The sequence below is a fragment of the Acidovorax sp. Root70 genome (genome assembly GCF_001428225.1).
Classification (GTDB): domain Bacteria; phylum Pseudomonadota; class Gammaproteobacteria; order Burkholderiales; family Burkholderiaceae_C; genus Acidovorax.
Map to the genome: position 1 here is coordinate 211,328 of NZ_LMHQ01000031.1, position 15,163 is coordinate 226,490.

A 15,163-nucleotide genomic window follows, 5' to 3' on the forward strand; every position below is an offset into this window, starting at 1 on the left:
AGATTTTCCCCGATGCAACGCCAGAACCCCGCTTCCTCCATCCATCAAGACATCAGCGGCTGGCCCGTTCGACTCGATACCGCCCAAGCGGACCAATGGCGCGCCGACGGTACCTGGCAGAACACCACAGTGGCGCAGTGCGCCCGCCGCATTGCAGAGCAGGAACCGCAGCGCGTCACCCACGTCGACGACGGCGTACCTCACCAGATTGGCGCCTTGTGGAGCGATGCACAACGCCTGGCGACGGCACTCTGGCAGCGCGGCTATCGGCCCGGTGATGTCCTGGCTTTTCAGACCCCCAATTGGCACGAGAGCGTGCTCATCGATTTAGCGGCAAGCCTGCTGGGCGTGGTGCTGTGCCCCATCGTGACGATCTACCGAGACCACGAGGTGGAACTGATCCTGCGCGACAGCCGCGCCAAGGGGATCTTCGTGGCCCGGGAATTTCGGGGCTTTGACCATGCGCAGATGATGCAGCGCCTGCAACCCCGGCTGCCAGACCTGCAGCATGTCTGGACGGTGCGCGGCACTGCACCGGGTAGCTCATGGGAAGATCTGTCCGCCCTGTCCGCCCTGTCCGCCCTGTCCGCCCTGTCGGCCAACACGGCCCCTGCTCCGCAGTGGCCCACCGTATCGCCCGATGCCGTCAAGCTCGTGCTGTACACATCGGGCACCACCGGACACCCCAAGGCAGTGCTGCACTCGCACAACACCTTGATGCGTGCCGTATTGATGTGCGCTGATTACTGGCAACTGCAGCCTGGCGAGACGACATTGATGCCTTCGCCGGTCACGCATGTCACCGGTTTCAGCCATGGCATAGAAATGCCGTTCTACCGAGGGGTACGCGCCGTGCTGATGGAGAAATGGGACGCCGCCCAGGCAATGGACATCATCGAGCGTGATCGGGTGGCCTTCACCATCGGTGCTACCCCATTTCTGCAGGAGCTCATGGACCGCGCCGAGGCCACAGGCCGCACCTTACCCTCACTGCGGTTGTTTCCGTGCGGCGGCGCCGCCGTGGCGCCCGAAGTCATTTACAGAGTTCCCCGTATCCTGAGCCACTGCCGATCCTTCCGGGTGTATGGATCGAGCGAAGCGCCCATGATCACGCTGGGCTTCATGCAACCACACGAGCAGCAGCTGGCCGCAGAAACCGACGGCAAGGTGGTGGACTACGAGGTACGTATAGAGGCGGCCAATGGCGAAGAGGCCCCCCTGGGCCAAGAGGGTGAGATCTGCGTGCGCGGACCTGCATTGTTCCTGGGCTATGCCAACCCGGAACACACGCGCGAGGCGTTCGACAAGGCCGGCTACTTCCACACGGGTGACGTGGGCAGGCTCACGCCCGAAGGCGCGATCGTCTTCACGGGGCGCATCAAGGACCTCATCAACCGGGGCGGCGAGAAGATCAGTGCCAAGGAGGTGGAGGACCTCCTGCACCAGCACCCCAGCGTCCAAGCCGCCGCAGTGGTCGCCATGCCCCACGCGCGGCTGGGTGAAACGGTGTGTGCCTATGTCATCGCGCGACCCGGTTGCACACCGGCTGCCCAGGACATCCTGGCGCTGCTCGACCACTCCGGCGTCGCTCGGCAAAAGTACCCCGAACAGATCTTCTTCGTGGATCAGTTCCCAGTCACAGCGTCCGGCAAGATCAAGAAAGACCTGCTGCGCCAGGATGCACGACAGCGCCACATGGGCCCCGTACCGTCCTGAGCCACCGCATGCCACGGAGGGGTTCATTGCCGGCCGGGCTCGGGCTGCGCCTAGATGTCAGCCTTGCTTCCACGGCAGACCATGAAACCGCCAGCCGCCCTTCTTGCCGCGCTGGCTTTGCGCATCCGCATCGCCTTCAAACCCTTCGAGGATGTTGTACGCAGTGATGCCCAGCTCGGTTGCGCGGCGCGCGGCGGCAATGGAGCGCACACCGCTGCGGCACAGCAGCACGGCCCGCGCCCCCTCGGGCACAGCAGCGCGCATCTGGGCATCAAAGTCGGCGTTCATCGCCATGCCCGGCCATTGCTTCCAGGCCACAGAAGCGGCGCCGGGCACGTGGCCCACCCACTCGCGTTCGGCGTCGCTGCGCACGTCCACCAGCACGGCTTGCCCGGTCTGCACCCATTGCCAGGCCTGTTGGGGCGTCACGTCACCGGCATAGCCGTCGGCGGGAGAAACGGAGGAGAGCGTATTTGTCATGGTTTCGATCCTTTCTGGGCACTAGGCAAAACGTTTGGACTGGGCGCGACCGGTGCGAGGGACGCCTAGCAAGGGCCGCCCCGCAGCGAGGGCGTCGTCCCCCTTGGGGGAAGGCGCCGAAGGCGACTCAGGGGGATTCACCATAGGGGGGCCGGTTCGTCACGCAGGTGGCTGCGCAGCTGCGCGTAGTCGGGCACCACGGTGGCCACGGTGTCCCAGAAGCGCGGGCTGTGGTCCATCACACGCAGGTGGGCCAGCTCATGCGCCACCACGTAGTCGATGATGGCCGGGCGGTAGTGCAGCAGGCGCCAGTTCAGGCGGATGGAGCCGTCGGCCTTGGCGCTGCCCCAGCGGGTGTTGGCGCTCGACAGGCGCAGGCTGGCCCATCGCACGCCCAGGAGCGGCGCAAAGTGGTCCAGCCGCTCGGTGAAATGGCGGCGTGCATCGCGCATCAGCCAGGCCTGCACAGCGTCTCGGATCTGCGCGGGGCTGGCGCTGTGGGGCAGACCGATGTGCAGGCCGCGCATGGCCTCGCCGCTCTGATCTGCCGCCACCAGCGCTCCGCCCTTGCCTGCGAAGCCGTGGCTGGGGTCCAGCACCAACCGCAGCGGCTCGCCCAGATAGGGCAGCTCTGCGCCATGGGTCCACACGATGCGTCCACCTTCCATGCGCTGCTGGCGCTCGCGCGCCTCGCCCAGCTTGCGCAGGATCCAGTCGGATTTTTCGCGCAGCGCAGAATCCACCGCGCCCAGCGTCACCCAGCTGGGGGCGCGCACCGACAGGCCGTCGGGCCCCACCGAGAAGCCGATGCTGCGGCGGCGCGCACGCTGCAACGCATAGGCCACCACAGCGTCGCCCAGCAAGACCTCGCGGTTGGCTTGCGGGTGGCGGAATTCGGCGGGAGACAGCAGCGAGGGCAGCGGCACTGCGGGTGCCGCGGGGCGCTGCACTATCGTTTTAGGAGCTACCGGCGCTTGATCGACTAGCGCTTGCGGCTGATTTGGCGTCAAACCCGCAGCCATGGGGCTAGGGGCTGCTGCAGGCGCGCCCGGCGGGTCGAACAGGTCCAGCGCCAGTTGCACAAGCCGCTGCATCACGGTCGGTTCACTTCCCGCTGTTGGCCGCGGCGTTGGCCGCTGGGGCCGGGTAAGCATCGGGGTCCAGGCGGCGCATCTCGGCCTCGATCCAGGCCTCCACCTCGCGCATCAGTTCGTCGGGCTGGCGTCCCACGCTGGAGATGGGCTTGCCGATCGACACGTCCACCACGCCGGGGCGCTTGATGAACGCCTTGCGCGGCCACACTTTGGCGGAGGTCACGGCAATCGGGATCACGGGGGCGCCAGTGTCAATGGCCAGGCGCGTGCCACCGGTCTTGTAGTTGCCCTTCTGTCCCCGCTCGATGCGCGTGCCCTCGGGGAACATGATGATCCAGATGCCCTTGGCCAGCAGGTCCTTGCCCTGCTGCACCACCCGGTTGAAGGCCTGCGTGCGCTGGTTGCGGTCGATGTGGATCATGTCCAGCCGCCCGATGGCCCAGCCGAAGAAGGGCACGTGCAGCAGCTCCTTCTTGAACACGTAGGCCAGGGGGTGCGGCATGATCACCGGCATCAAGAAGGTCTCGTACGTGGACTGATGCTTGACCAGCAGGATCGCGCCTTCGTTGGCGCCCTGCGGCAGGTTCTCCATACCGGTCACCTCGGCGCGGATGCCCAGAACCACCCGCGCGCCGCTGATGCACAGCGACAGCCAGGCCCGCGCAATGCGGTACAGGGGCACACCCCGCACGCCCAGCAGCGTGCCCAGCATGATGGTCAATGCGTAGGGCACCACGGTGATGCCCATCCAGAGAAGGTGAATGACAGAACGGATAAGAGCCATTGGGATGTCTTTTTGGCCGCAAGCGCTAGTGAAATATGCGCAAACAGCTATGAATTAAATAGCATCAAGATACTGCCCCGCCATGCCCCGACAGTGGCAAGGGCGCTGCGGCCAAGGGGACTGCGGGGCCGGGCGTCGCCGGCAGCAACTGGTCCACAAAGTCGGCCAGGCTCGCGTGCACCTGCGTGCCAGGCGGCAGGCCCACGGGCAATGCGCCGCCCGGCCGCAGCGGGGCAGACCGGCCGGTGCACACCAGATGCAACTGGGCCCCCACGGCCGCGCCGGCTTGCAGGTGCGCCTCGCAGCTGCCGACCACGCGGACCTCGTCGCGCTCCACGCCATAGCGGTCGCAGATCTGTTCCAGCAGGCCCGGCGCGGGCTTGCGGCAGCTGCAGTCCTCGTCCGCCGCATGGGGGCAATAGAACACGGCGTCGATGCGCCCGCCTACCGCAGCCACCTGCCGGTGCATCTTGGCGTGGATGGCGTTGAGCGCCACCACATCAAACAGGCCCCGGCCCAGGCCAGGCTGGTTGGTGGCCACCACCACATGCCAGCCCGCATGGTTGAGGCGGGCAATGGCTTCGAGCGCGCCGGGCACCGCGGTCCACTCGTCGGCCGAGGTGATGTATTCATCCCCCATCGGGTTGAGGGTGCCGTCGCGGTCGAGGATGGCGAGTTTCATAGGAGGGGTTTGCCTTGTGAGAACCACCAGCCTACCAGCACCGGGGGTCAGGCCGCCAGACGGGACAGGTCAGCCACCCGGTTCATGGCTTCGTGCAGCGTCTTGAGCAGGCCCTGGCGGTTCAGGCGCAGGTCCAGCTGCTCGGCGTTCACCATCACGTCGTCAAAGAACGCATCGACCGGCGCGCGCAGCACGGCCAGGGTTTGCAGGCTGGCGGTGTAGTCACCGGCGTCGAACTGGGTATTGGCCTCAGGGACAAAACGCTGCAACGCCGCGTAGAGGTCCTGCTCGGCCTTTTCCTGCAGCAGGTCGGGATTCACATGGGCGTCCACAACGCCTTCCACCTCGGCCTTCTTGAGGATGTTGCCCACGCGCTTGTTGGCTGCGGCCAGGGCCGGGCTTTCGGGCAGGGCGGCAAAGGCGCGCACTGCGGCCAGTTGCTTCTCGACCAGGGCCAGGCGCTGCGGACGCAACGCCAGCACGGCGTCCACCTCTTGCGCGCGGTAGCCCTGCTCGCGCAGGCTGCCGGCAAGGCGGTCGTAGATGAAGTCGGCCAGCGCTGCCGTGGCGTCGGTGATCTTGTCGCCAAACGCAGGCACGGCACCGGCCAGCAGTGCGCTCAAGTCCAGCGGCAGGTCCTTCTCGACCAACATGCGGATCACACCCAGCGCGTGGCGGCGCAGCGCAAACGGGTCGCGGTCGCCGGTGGGCAGGTTGCCGATGCCAAACATGCCGACCAGGGTTTCGAGCTTGTCGGCCAGGGCCACCACCACGCCGGCCGTGTTGCGGGGCAGCGTGTCGCCCGCAAAGCGGGGCTTGTAGTGGTCTTCGATGGCGTTCGCCACGGTCTCGCCCAGGCCGTCGTTCAGGGCGTAGTAGCCGCCCATGATGCCCTGCAGCTCGGGGAACTCGCCCACCATGTCGGTCACGAGGTCGGTCTTGGCCAGTTGCGCGGCCAGGTCGGCGTCCTGCACCAGTTGCGCATCACCCAGCTGGGACGCAATCGCCTTGGCAATGGCACGCACGCGCTCCACGCGCTCGCCCTGGGTGCCCAGCTTGTTGTGGTACACGACCTTGCCCAGGCCCTCGACGCGAGAGGCCAGGGTCTTCTTGCGGTCCTGGTCAAAGAAGAACTTCGCATCGGCCAGGCGCGGGCGCACCACACGCTCATTGCCGCCGGTCACAAAGCTGGTGTCTTCGGGGCTGATGTTGCTGACCACCAGGAACTTGTTGGTGAGCTTGCCAGCGGCGTCCAGCAACGGGAAGTACTTCTGGTTGGCCTTCATCGTGAGGATGAGGCATTCCTGCGGCACGTCGAGGAACTCGGTCTCGAACGAGCAAGTGACCACGTTGGGCCGCTCGACCAGCGCGGTCACTTCGTCGAGCAAGGCTTCGTCTTCAATCGGGCGGGCGCCATTGCCCACCTTCGCGGCAGCAGCGGCGAGCTGGCGGGCGATCTCCGCCTTGCGCTCGGCAAAGCTGGCGATCACGGCGCCGTCCTTCTTCAGGGTGGCGGCGTAGCTGTCGGCGTCCTGCAGCACCACGGGCGACACGGCTGCTTCAAAACGGTGGCCGGTGGTGCTGTTGCCTGCCGTGAGGCCCAGCGCCTTCACAGGCACCACGGTGCTGCCATGCAGCGCGACCAGGCCGTGCGCGGGGCGCACAAAGTTCACGCTGGTCCAGCCGGGCAGCTCGCAGTCGGTTTCGAGCTGGTAACTCATCACCTTGGGGATGGGCAGCTTGGCAATGGCCTCATGGAGCGCCTGCTGCAGACCGGCTTGCAGCGTGGCGCCAGGCACCACGCTGTCGTAGAACAGGGCTTCGGCCTTGCCGTCCTGGGCACGCTTGAGAGCAGCCACGGCGGCTGCGGGGTTGGACACATCGGCACCCAGGGCCTGCAGCTTTTTGAGCAATGCAGGCGTGGCGTTGCCGTCTTTGTCCAAGCCCACGGTCACGGGCATCAGCTTTTGCTGCACGGCCTTGTCAGCGGCCTTGTCGGCCACGGCCGTCACATGCGCAGCCAGGCGGCGGGGCGAGGCAAAGGGCGTGACCACCGAGGCGGCCGTCGCCAGGCCCAGGGCCTTGAGCTGGTCGCCCAGCACGGTGGCAAAGGCATCGCCCAGCTTTTGCAATGCCTTGGGCGGCAGTTCTTCGACAAACAGTTCAACGAGGAGGTTTTGGGTTGTCATCGTCATTTCTCTCACGCAGCCTTCTTCGTCATCTGTTCCACCCACTCGCGCGGCGCCATGGGGAAGCCCAGGCGTTCGCGGCTCTCGTAGTAGCTCTGCGCCACAGCACGCGCCAGGTTGCGGATGCGGCCGATGTAGGCGGCGCGTTCGGTCACGCTGATGGCGCCGCGCGCATCCAGCAGGTTGAAGCTGTGTGCGGCCTTGAGCACTTGCTCGTAGGCCGGCAGGGCGAGCTGCTGCTCCATCAGGTACTTGGCCTGCTTTTCGTGCGCGTTGAAGGCGGTGAACAAAAAGTCCGCGTCGCTGTGCTCGAAGTTGTAGGTGGACTGCTCCACCTCGTTCTGCTTGTACACGTCGCCGTAGCTCAGCGTGTCGGTCCACTTGAGGTTGTAGACGTTGTCCACGCCCTGCAGGTACATGGCCAGGCGCTCCAGGCCGTAGGTGATTTCGCCCGTGGCGGGCTTGCAGTCGATGCCGCCGACCTGCTGGAAGTAGGTGAACTGCGTGACCTCCATGCCGTTGAGCCAGACCTCCCAGCCCAGGCCCCAGGCGCCGAGCGTGGGGTTCTCCCAGTCGTCTTCCACAAAGCGGATGTCGTTCTTTTTCAGGTCGAAGCCCAGGGCTTCCAGCGAGCCCAGATACAGCTCCAGGATGTTGGCCGGAGCGGGCTTGAGCACCACCTGGTACTGGTAGTAGTGCTGCAGGCGGTTGGGGTTCTCGCCATAGCGGCCGTCCTTGGGGCGGCGGCTGGGCTGCACGTAGGCAGCCTTCCACGGCTCAGGGCCAATGGCGCGCAGGAAGGTGGCGGTGTGCGAGGTGCCGGCGCCCACTTCCATGTCATAGGGTTGCAAAAGGGCGCAACCCTGCGCGTCCCAGTAGGACTGCAGCTTCAAAATGATTTGCTGGAATGTCAACATGGCGTCTGTGGCTGAGGCACTGGCAAGCCAGGGCCGGGCAAATAAGGGGAAAAGAAGAAAACGCGGTGCGTGAGCAAACCCCAGGCCCGTCGCCCCACAAGGCAATCAGGGCGGGCATCGCGCGCGCAAACCAGTGATTTTACGGCGCCCCGCCGCGTGTGCTGCGACAGCGCCCACAACATCGGCCCGCACCCATGAAAAAAGGCCGGAGCCCTTTTGGAGCCCCAGCCTTCCCAACCAGTCACGCGCGCTATAAGCCGGTGCGTACCAGTGACCACCTTTGCGGGTAGCCTGTCGGTGCACCCGTTGTGCACCAAGTCAAATCAACTCACGATCCATCACACTGGCCCACAGCGCCACCACGAGGCGCTGCCTGGGCCAGTGCCCCCGCGCAAGGGCCGCCCCGCCGCGCTGGGGGCGTCCCCCTTCAGGGGGAAGGCGCGAAGCGACTCAGGGGGTCTTCTCAATACTCCCAGAAAATGCGTTGCAGTTCCTTGCTGTCGTTGGTCTTGGTCAAAGCGACCATGGCCAGGATGCGGGCCTTTTGGGGGCGCAGGTCATGGGCCACGACCCAGTCGTACTTGTCGTCGGGCTGCTCGGCATTGCGCAGCACAAAACCGTCGGGCACGCGGGCCGAACGGATGATCTGCACGCCCGAGGCACGCAGGGCCTTGAGCGAATCGACCGCCTGGGCAGCCACCGAGCCATTGCCGGTGCCGGCGTGGATCAGCGCCTTGACGCCGGCCTTTCCGTAGGCGTCGATGCCGGTGGTGTTCATGTTGCCGTAGCCGTACACGATGTCCACAGCAGGCAGGGCCTTGATGTCGTCGATGTTGAACTCGGAGTTGGTCGTGTGGCGCTTGACCGGGGCGCGGAACCAGTAGTTCTTGCCTTCCACCACCATGCCCAGCGGGCCCCACTGGCTCTTGAAGGCCTCGGTCTTGATGTTGATGGTCTTGCTCACGTCGCGACCGCTCTGGATCTCGTCGTTCATCGTGACCAGCACGCCCTTGCCGGCGGCGTCCTTGCTGGCGGCCACGGTCACGGCGTCGTACAGGTTCAGCGCGCCGTCGGCCGACAGGGCCGTGCCGGGGCGCATGGAGCCGACCACCACGATGGGCTTGTTGGTGCGCACGGTGAGGTTCAGGAAGTACGCGGTTTCTTCCAGCGTATCGGTGCCATGGGTGATGACGATGCCGTCCACATCCGCCTGCTTGGCCAGGGCCGATACGCGCTGGCCGAGGCGCAGCAGGTGCTCGTTGGTGAAACTCTCGGACGCGATCTGGAACACCTGCTCACCCGACACCTTGGCCACGTTGGCCAGCTCGGGCAGGCCTGCCAGCAGCTTGTCCACCGGCACCTTGGCGGCAGCGTAGGTCGCGCTGTTGGCGGCCGAGGCGCCCGCACCAGCAATGGTGCCGCCGGTGGCAAGCACCACCACATTGGGCTTGGCCGCCTGGGCCATGGCGACGGCAGAGGCTGCGGACAACAGCAAACCCGCGAGCCAGCGGCTGGCGGTGGGGGAGGAAGCAATGCGCATGAAGAGGTCTCCTGATTTTTGTAGGTCGCGGCGCGTGTTACGCCGCTTTGTTCAAAACCGCCGGTGAAGCGGTGCCGCATCCTATGAGAAACCAGAACACAGTCATGCGGAATAATTGACCCACCCTTATGAATTGAGCTCATACCATTGAAGGGCCGTTTGACGGCCGCCAAGGGCCCATCGGCCCACGCCACGAAACGACCCCGCCATGAACTTGCGACAGCTGGAAGTTTTTCAGGCCGTGCTGCAAACCGGCAACATGAGTGCTGCCGCACGCCTGCTGTGCATCACCCCCTCGGCCGTCAGCAAGGCCGTGGCGCACACCGAGCTGCAGCTGGGCTATCGGCTGTTCAACCGCTCGCCGGCCGGCCTGACCCCCACACCCGAGGCCCAGGTGCTGGCCACCGAGTCCACGGGCATTTACCGGCAGCTGGACGCCCTTAAACGCACTGCGCGCAACCTGGCGACCAGTGATTCGGGCGATGTGCGGCTGGGCGCCATCCCCTCCATCACCCACGAATTTTTGCCGCGCCTGCTGCAGCACCATGCGGAGCAGCATCCGCAGGTGGGTGTGGAGGTGCGCACCATCCACCAGGACCAGATGACCCAGGCCCTGCTCACGCGCAGCGTGGACTTTTGCCTGGGCTTCTACAAGCACCCCCACCCGCAAATCGCGAGCGACCTGCTGGTCAGCGGCCGCCTGTACCTGGCGGTGGCAACCAGCGTATGGGCGCGTGCGCCCCGTGCTGCCAGCCCCGGCGCACGGCTGGCACAGGTGCCCGTGATCCGCCTGGTGGGCGATGACCCCATGCGCCAGGCGATTGACGAAATCGCGCACCGCCTCGGTTCACCCGCCGGGCCCGGCATCCAGGTGCAGACATCGCGCCTGGCGCTGGAACTGGTGCGCCGGGGCATGGGCTGGACGGTGGTGGACTTTCTCACCGCCAAGGGGCTGGACCCCGCGCAGATGGTGGCGCAGGAGCTGCACGAACTGGCGCCCATGTCGCTGTACAGCTACCACGCGCGGGCCTTTCCGCCGGGACTGCAGGCTACGCGCATGCTGGGCATGCTGCCCGCCTTGCTGCACGAAGCCCTGCAGCCCAACCCCAAGGCCACCAGGCGCTGAGCGGGGCCGTAGAACCCATGAAAAACGGCCTGCCGGTCCGAAGACAAGCAGGCCGTGGCGCAGGCCAAGCCACCACTCCGCGAGGGAGCGAGGCGGTCAGTCGTTCCAGCGGCGCAGCACCAGGCTGGCGTTGGTGCCGCCAAAGCCGAAGCTGTTGGACAACACGGTGGTCAGCTGCGCATCGCGCGTCTGGGTGACCAGCGGCATGTCGCCCAGGGCCGGGTCGGGTGTCTCGACGTTGGCCGAGCCAGCGATGAAGCCCTTGTTCAGCATGAGCATGCAGTAGATCGCCTCTTGCACGCCGGTCGCGCCCAGCGAGTGGCCGGTGAGCGACTTGGTGGACGAGAACGGCGGCACCTTGTCGCCAAACAGGGCACGCATGGCGCGCACTTCCTGCATATCCCCCACGGGCGTGGAAGTGCCGTGGGTGTTGATGTAGTCGATGGGGGCGTCGAGCCCCGCCATGGCCTGCTGCATGCAGGCAATGGCGCCGTCGCCCGACGGGGCCACCATGTCTTCGCCATCGCTGGTGGCACCAAAGCCCACCACTTCGGCCAGGATGGTCGCACCACGGGCCTGGGCATGCTCCAGGCTCTCGAGCACCACGGCGCCGCCGCCGCCAGCGATCACGAAGCCGTCACGGTTAGCGTCGTAGGCGCGCGAAGCCTTTTCGGGCGTTTCGTTGTACTTGCTGGACATGGCGCCCATGCCGTCGAACAGCAGCGACATGCCCCAGCTCAGCTCTTCGCCCCCACCCGCAAACATCACGTCCTGCACGCCCCAGGCGATCTGCTGCGCGGCCGCGCCAATGCAGTGCGCCGACGTGGAGCAGGCCGAGGTGATGGAGTAGTTGATGCCCTTGACTTTGAAATTGGTAGCAAGGCAGGCGGACACGGTGGAACTCATGCAGCGCGTGACCTGGTACGGCCCTACGCGGCGGATGCCCTTCTCGCGCAGCGTGTCGGCCGCTTCGATCTGGTTGGCGGGCGAGCCGCCGCCCGAGCCCATGATGAGGCCGGTGCGCGGGTGGCTGACCTGCTCAGGCGAAAGGCCTGCCTGCTGGATCGCGTCTTCGAGCGCGATCTGCGCATAGGCAGCCGCGTCGCCCATGAAGCGCAGCTGCTTGCGGTCGATGCGCGCCTCGATGTCGATCTCTGGCGCGCCGCCCACCTGGCTGCGCAAACCCAGCTCCTTGAACTTTTCCACGGCTTTGATGCCGCTGGTGCCCGCGCGCAGCGAGGCTTCCACAGTGGCCAGGTCGTTGCCAATGCACGAGACGATGCCCGCGCCGGTGATGACTACGCGCTTCTTGGTGGTCATGCTGCTTCCTTGCCGCCTTCCTCGCGTTTGAACAGGCCCACGCGCAGGTCATTGGCTACATAGATTTCCTTGCCGTCGGCCAGCAGGCGGGCGTCGCCAATGGCCATGACGAGCTTGCGCTTGATGACGCGCTTGATGTCAATTTCGTAAGTGACCAGCTTCACGTCAGGGCCCACTTCGCCCGTGAACTTGACCTCACCCGCACCCAGCGCTCGGCCCCGGCCCGGCAGCTGCAGCCAGGTCAGGTAAAAGCCGATGAGCTGCCACATGGCATCCAGCCCCAGGCAGCCGGGCATGACCGGATCGCCCTGGAAGTGGCAGGCAAAGAACCACAGGTCGGGCTTGACGTCCAGCTCGGCACGGATCTTTCCCAGCCCGTGCGCGCCACCATCGCCATCGATGTGCGTGATGCGGTCAAACATCAGCATGGGTGGCAGCGGCAGTCGCCCGCTGTCAGCGCCGAACAGCCGGCCCTCGCCCGAGGCGATCAGTTGTTCGTAGGAAAAGGAATCTGCCATTTTCAGTCGTGCTCCAGAACGGCGGGTGGCCCCGCCTCAAATCATTGGGACTTGCGCACACAGAGGCGCAGCAAGGTTTTTGCCTTCAGCGCCATCAGCATGCCCGCCCTTTGTTGGGCGCAAGTCATCTCATCTTTTTACGCAACACCAACCCCTGGTTGCAGGGCTCTATTATCAAGGCATAGGGAGCCACCTCTAAACAGGGGGCTGCGCAGGCCCTTGGCGCGCCGTGCGCAAGGCCTGACCTGGATCAATCGCCGCGCGCCCCACGGCCCCTGGCGGCGACCATGGCCCCCAAGAGCGCCAAAGCCCCCAGGGCCCACAGCGGCCACAGCCCCCAGCGAGACACCCACCACGCGTAGGGCGTGATGGCCCAGCCGCTTTGCGCGTCCAGCCCGCGGCCCTGCACCTCGCCCAAGAGCACGCCGCGCGTGTAGCGGGCCAGCTGGTGCGTCACCACGCCCCGATGGTCGATGATGACCGTGGCGCCGGTGTTGGTGGCGCGGACCATGGGCCGCTCGAATTCGAGCGCGCGCATGCGACTGATGTGCAGGTGCTGGTCAATCGCCAGGGTGTCGCCAAACCAGCCGATGTTGCTGAAGTTGACGAACACGGTGGGCGCCTGGGCTGGGTCGATGAACCGCGCGCCCAGCTCCTCGCCAAACAGATCTTCGTAGCAGATGTTGGGCGCAATGCGCTGCCCCGCCACGGCAAAGGACGCCTGGCCCACGGTGCCCCGGTTGAAGTCGCCCAACGGGATGTTCATCATCTCCGTGAACCACTTGAAGAACGGCGGGATGAACTCGCCAAACGGCACCAGGTGGTGCTTGTCGTAGCGGTAGGGTTCGGCCTGGGTGGCGGCACTCATGCCCAATACGGAGTTGGTGTAGCCCTGCGCTTCGTCGCCCAGGGGAATGCCCACCATCGCGGCCTGGCCGCCTTGTGCATAGCGCTGCTGAATGCCCTCCAGATACCCGGGAATGAGCTGCTGCGGCAGCAACGGAATGGCTGTTTCGGGGGCCACCACGAGATCAGCCTTGGCGTTGCGCAGGGCCTCCGCATACCACTGCAGGGCCACAGGCACGCCACTGCCGGACTGGAATTTTTCGTCCTGCGGGATATTGCCCTGCAGCAGCTCCAGGCTCAAGGGGGGCGCTGGGCGGTGGGCCGGGGTATGGCAGAGGTTGACGGCACACAGGCGGTCCACCGCAGCCCAAGCCAGCAAGCTCCCCATCACTAGGAGGAGCACCCACCAGCGCACGTTGCGCAGGTCAGTGGTACGCACCTGCACCATGCCCATGGCCAGGGCAGCAGCCACTGCGCTGATGCCATACACCCCCATGTGGCGGGCCAGCACGGCGAGCGGGCCATCCACATGCGCGTAACCGCCAGCGCCCCACGGAAATCCCGTCCACCAGATGCCACGCGCCAGCTCGGCCAGAAGCCAGAGCGCTCCGAAAAGAAGAGCACTCCCGGCATGATTGACCGGCGCATACCGGCAAAACAAGGCCGAAGCCGCTGCATAGTAGCTGGCCAGGAAGGCAGCCAGCCCCAGCACCGCCGCCACGGCCAACGGCGCAGGCAGGCCGCCGTACGAATGCATGGAAATGAACAGCCACCAAAAGGTGCCAGCCAGCCAGGCGGTGGCAAACACCCCGCCGATGAGCGCACCGCGTTGCCACGGCATGGCCATGCGCGGGGTTGCGGCGCCCGCGGGCCGCACTAGCCAGGCCAGCACGGCCATCGACGCCAGTTGCAGCCACCACAGGGGTTGGCCGCTGCCCGGCCAGGCCAGCGAAGCGGCCTGGGCCAGGCCCGCAGCCAGGGCCAGCAACAGTTGCGGCAGCAGCGGCCCGCTCGCCGTCTGAAAGCGCCGCGACATCAGTCGGCGGCGTCAGTGGCTTCGACCCGGGACACTTTGAACCAGCGCACCGCACCGCCCTTGGTGTGCAGCACCACAAAGTGCAGGCCGCTGAGCTGAAGGTGCTCGCCGCGCTTGGGCACATGGCCCATCTCGTGGGCGATCAGGCCGCCGATGGTGTCGAAATGTTGGTCCGGGTCGCTGCCTGCAATGGCCACCTCGAAGGCTTCGGCCACGCGGTCAATCGGCGTGTCGCCGCTCACCCGGTAGGTGCGATCGGCCAGGCCAAAGATGTCGCCTTGGTCTTCGGGGATGTCGAACTCGTCTTCAATCTCACCCACGATCTGCTCGAGCACATCTTCGATGGTGATGAGCCCGGCCATGCGGCCAAACTCGTCGATCACGATGGCCAGGTGGTTGCGGTTGCCTCGGAATTCGCGCAGCAAGTCGTTCAGGCCCTTGCTCTCGGGCACAAAGGCTGCGGGGCGCAGCAACGCACGGATGTTGAGCTCGGGGGCCCGCTGCAGCTTGAGCAGGTCCTTGGCCATCAGGATGCCAATGATGTTCTCGCGCTCGCCCTGGTACACCGGAAACCGCGAATGCGCGGTGCTGATCACCAGGTGCAGCAGCTCGTCAAAAGGCGCATCGATGTTGACGAGATCCATGCGTGGGGCCGCCACCATGACATCGCCCGCCGTCATGTCGGCCATGCGGATCACGCGCTCCAGCATCACGCGCGATTCGGCGCCGATGACCTCGTTGTCTTCGGCCTCGGCCAGGGTTTCGATGAGTTCTTCCGTCGAATCCGGTCCAGGGTGGATGAACTCGGCCACTTTCTGCAGGAAGCTGCGCTTGTCTTCCCTCTCGGGCGGTCGCCCGGGGTGCGCGGGGTGCGGGTCAGACACTGTCTGGAGTGCAGGACGTGCGGTAGTGAAT

13 protein-coding genes are annotated in these 15,163 nt (G+C 66.0%); 2 read left to right on the forward strand and 11 right to left on the reverse strand.

The window, feature by feature from the left end:
• The first annotated feature begins 12 nt into the window (after positions 1 to 12).
• Entirely contained in the window at positions 13 to 1,716 is a 1,704-nt protein-coding gene (locus ASD94_RS20655) for an AMP-binding protein (RefSeq protein WP_199226451.1), read from the forward strand.
• A 57-nt stretch (positions 1,717 to 1,773) separates the two neighbouring features.
• Here the strand turns inward: ASD94_RS20655 and ASD94_RS20660 are convergent, their stop codons facing one another.
• The 7 genes from ASD94_RS20660 to ASD94_RS20690 form a co-directional block, all read right to left on the reverse strand.
• Positions 1,774 to 2,196, reverse strand: coding sequence for a rhodanese-like domain-containing protein (locus tag ASD94_RS20660; RefSeq protein ID WP_056647110.1), 423 nt, complete (start codon positions 2,194 to 2,196; stop codon positions 1,774 to 1,776).
• Between the two features lie 137 nt (positions 2,197 to 2,333).
• Positions 2,334 to 3,290: a M48 family metallopeptidase gene (locus ASD94_RS20665; protein WP_056647112.1), complete on the reverse strand. Its 957-nt coding sequence runs from the start codon at positions 3,288 to 3,290 to the stop codon at positions 2,334 to 2,336.
• A 10-nt stretch (positions 3,291 to 3,300) separates the two neighbouring features.
• Positions 3,301 to 4,074 (reverse strand): 1-acyl-sn-glycerol-3-phosphate acyltransferase, encoded by a 774-nt coding sequence (locus ASD94_RS20670; protein WP_056647115.1) that lies wholly within the window; start codon positions 4,072 to 4,074, stop codon positions 3,301 to 3,303.
• A 64-nt stretch (positions 4,075 to 4,138) separates the two neighbouring features.
• Positions 4,139 to 4,756 (reverse strand): D-glycero-beta-D-manno-heptose 1,7-bisphosphate 7-phosphatase, encoded by a 618-nt coding sequence (gmhB, locus tag ASD94_RS20675; protein ID WP_056647118.1) that lies wholly within the window; start codon positions 4,754 to 4,756, stop codon positions 4,139 to 4,141.
• Positions 4,757 to 4,803: 47 nt separating this feature from the next.
• The gene (glyS, locus tag ASD94_RS20680; protein ID WP_056647121.1) at positions 4,804 to 6,945 is read right to left on the reverse strand and encodes a glycine--tRNA ligase subunit beta; all 2,142 of its coding nucleotides are present in this window, start codon (positions 6,943 to 6,945) and stop codon (positions 4,804 to 4,806) included.
• Between the two features lie 11 nt (positions 6,946 to 6,956).
• Positions 6,957 to 7,862: a glycine--tRNA ligase subunit alpha gene (gene glyQ, locus ASD94_RS20685; protein ID WP_010462637.1), complete on the reverse strand. Its 906-nt coding sequence runs from the start codon at positions 7,860 to 7,862 to the stop codon at positions 6,957 to 6,959.
• Between the two features lie 463 nt (positions 7,863 to 8,325).
• Positions 8,326 to 9,402: a type II asparaginase gene (locus ASD94_RS20690; RefSeq protein ID WP_056647122.1), complete on the reverse strand. Its 1,077-nt coding sequence runs from the start codon at positions 9,400 to 9,402 to the stop codon at positions 8,326 to 8,328.
• Between the two features lie 208 nt (positions 9,403 to 9,610).
• Between ASD94_RS20690 and ASD94_RS20695 the strand changes: the two genes are divergently transcribed.
• A complete protein-coding gene (locus ASD94_RS20695) occupies positions 9,611 to 10,528 on the forward strand; it encodes a LysR family transcriptional regulator (RefSeq protein ID WP_056647125.1) in 918 nt (305 codons plus the stop codon).
• Positions 10,529 to 10,624: 96 nt separating this feature from the next.
• Here the strand turns inward: ASD94_RS20695 and fabB are convergent, their stop codons facing one another.
• The 4 genes from fabB to ASD94_RS20715 form a co-directional block, all read right to left on the reverse strand.
• Positions 10,625 to 11,848, reverse strand: a complete 1,224-nt coding sequence (fabB, locus tag ASD94_RS20700; RefSeq protein WP_056647128.1) for a beta-ketoacyl-ACP synthase I — start codon at positions 11,846 to 11,848, stop codon at positions 10,625 to 10,627.
• A complete protein-coding gene (gene fabA, locus ASD94_RS20705; protein ID WP_056647131.1) occupies positions 11,845 to 12,366 on the reverse strand; it encodes a 3-hydroxyacyl-[acyl-carrier-protein] dehydratase FabA in 522 nt (173 codons plus the stop codon). Before fabA ends, fabB begins: the two co-directional genes overlap by 4 nt.
• 250 nt (positions 12,367 to 12,616) lie before the next feature.
• On the reverse strand, positions 12,617 to 14,248 hold the full coding sequence (gene lnt / locus ASD94_RS20710) for an apolipoprotein N-acyltransferase (RefSeq protein WP_056647134.1): 1,632 nt from the start codon (positions 14,246 to 14,248) through the stop codon (positions 12,617 to 12,619).
• Complete coding sequence (locus ASD94_RS20715; RefSeq protein WP_056647138.1) at positions 14,248 to 15,132, reverse strand: HlyC/CorC family transporter; 885 nt, start codon at positions 15,130 to 15,132, stop codon at positions 14,248 to 14,250. Before ASD94_RS20715 ends, lnt begins: the two co-directional genes overlap by 1 nt.
• Positions 15,133 to 15,163: the final 31 nt, after the last annotated feature.

Excerpts from the sequence above, each read along its gene's own strand:
- fabA (WP_056647131.1), bottom strand. The coding sequence starts at position 12,366 with ATGGCAGATTCCTTTTCCTACGAACAACTGATCGCCTCGGGCGAGGGC.
- gmhB (WP_056647118.1), bottom strand. The coding sequence starts at position 4,756 with ATGAAACTCGCCATCCTCGACCGCGACGGCACCCTCAACCCGATGGGG.
- ASD94_RS20655 (WP_199226451.1), top strand. The coding sequence starts at position 13 with ATGCAACGCCAGAACCCCGCTTCCTCCATCCATCAAGACATCAGCGGC.
- glyQ (WP_010462637.1), bottom strand. The coding sequence starts at position 7,862 with ATGTTGACATTCCAGCAAATCATTTTGAAGCTGCAGTCCTACTGGGAC.
- fabB (WP_056647128.1), bottom strand. The coding sequence starts at position 11,848 with ATGACCACCAAGAAGCGCGTAGTCATCACCGGCGCGGGCATCGTCTCG.
- glyS (WP_056647121.1), bottom strand. The coding sequence starts at position 6,945 with ATGACAACCCAAAACCTCCTCGTTGAACTGTTTGTCGAAGAACTGCCG.
- ASD94_RS20665 (WP_056647112.1), bottom strand. The coding sequence starts at position 3,290 with ATGCAGCGGCTTGTGCAACTGGCGCTGGACCTGTTCGACCCGCCGGGC.
- ASD94_RS20670 (WP_056647115.1), bottom strand. The coding sequence starts at position 4,074 with ATGGCTCTTATCCGTTCTGTCATTCACCTTCTCTGGATGGGCATCACC.
- lnt (WP_056647134.1), bottom strand. The coding sequence starts at position 14,248 with ATGTCGCGGCGCTTTCAGACGGCGAGCGGGCCGCTGCTGCCGCAACTG.
- ASD94_RS20690 (WP_056647122.1), bottom strand. The coding sequence starts at position 9,402 with ATGCGCATTGCTTCCTCCCCCACCGCCAGCCGCTGGCTCGCGGGTTTG.
- ASD94_RS20695 (WP_056647125.1), top strand. The coding sequence starts at position 9,611 with ATGAACTTGCGACAGCTGGAAGTTTTTCAGGCCGTGCTGCAAACCGGC.
- ASD94_RS20660 (WP_056647110.1), bottom strand. The coding sequence starts at position 2,196 with ATGACAAATACGCTCTCCTCCGTTTCTCCCGCCGACGGCTATGCCGGT.